The organism is Thiohalocapsa halophila (assembly GCF_016583825.1).
In the GTDB taxonomy this organism is placed as follows: domain Bacteria; phylum Pseudomonadota; class Gammaproteobacteria; order Chromatiales; family Chromatiaceae; genus Thiohalocapsa; species Thiohalocapsa halophila.
This window is the reverse complement of the sequence record NZ_NRRV01000229.1, coordinates 1-889: the sequence shown is the minus strand read 5'-3', so window position 1 is coordinate 889 and position 889 is coordinate 1. Positions and strand designations below refer to the sequence as shown.

The window sequence follows — 889 nt, the reverse complement described above, 5'->3', positions numbered from 1 at the left end:
TATTGCCGTCATAGCGCGGGTTCCTTCCGGTATTGTCTCCTTCCGTGTTTCAGTTAGCCTCCCCCATCTCCCGATCCGGACGAGTGCTGGGGCGTCGGTTTCCACTATCGGCGAGTACTTCTACACAGCCATCGGTCCAGACGGCCGCGCTTCTGCGGGCGATTTGTGTACGCCCGACAGTCCCGGCTCCGGATCGGACGATTGCGTCGCATCGACCCTGCGCCCAAGCTGCATCATCGAAATTGCCGTCAACCAAGCTCTGATAGAGTTGGTCAAGACCAATGCGGAGCATATACGCCCGGAGCCGCGGCGATCCTGCAAGCTCCGGATGCCTCCGCTCGAAGTAGCGCGTCTGCTGCTCCATACAAGCCAACCACGGCCTCCAGAAGAAGATGTTGGCGACCTCGTATTGGGAATCCCCGAACATCGCCTCGCTCCAGTCAATGACCGCTGTTATGCGGCCATTGTCCGTCAGGACATTGTTGGAGCCGAAATCCGCGTGCACGAGGTGCCGGACTTCGGGGCAGTCCTCGGCCCAAAGCATCAGCTCATCGAGAGCCTGCGCGACGGACGCACTGACGGTGTCGTCCATCACAGTTTGCCAGTGATACACATGGGGATCAGCAATCGCGCATATGAAATCACGCCATGTAGTGTATTGACCGATTCCTTGCGGTCCGAATGGGCCGAACCCGCTCGTCTGGCTAAGATCGGCCGCAGCGATCGCATCCATGGCCTCCGCGACCGGCTGCAGAACAGCGGGCAGTTCGGTTTCAGGCAGGTCTTGCAACGTGACACCCTGTGCACGGCGGGAGATGCAATAGGTCAGGCTCTCGCTGAATTCCCCAATGTCAAGCACTTCCGGAATCGGGAGCGCGGCCGATGCAAA

At 59.6% G+C, this 889-nt stretch carries 1 protein-coding gene; it reads right to left on the bottom strand.

The features are described from left to right. Positions 1-49: 49 nt before the first annotated feature. Positions 50-889: aminoglycoside phosphotransferase family protein (locus CKO31_RS26145; protein ID WP_200243867.1), on the bottom strand; the 840-nt coding region annotated here is incomplete at its 5' end.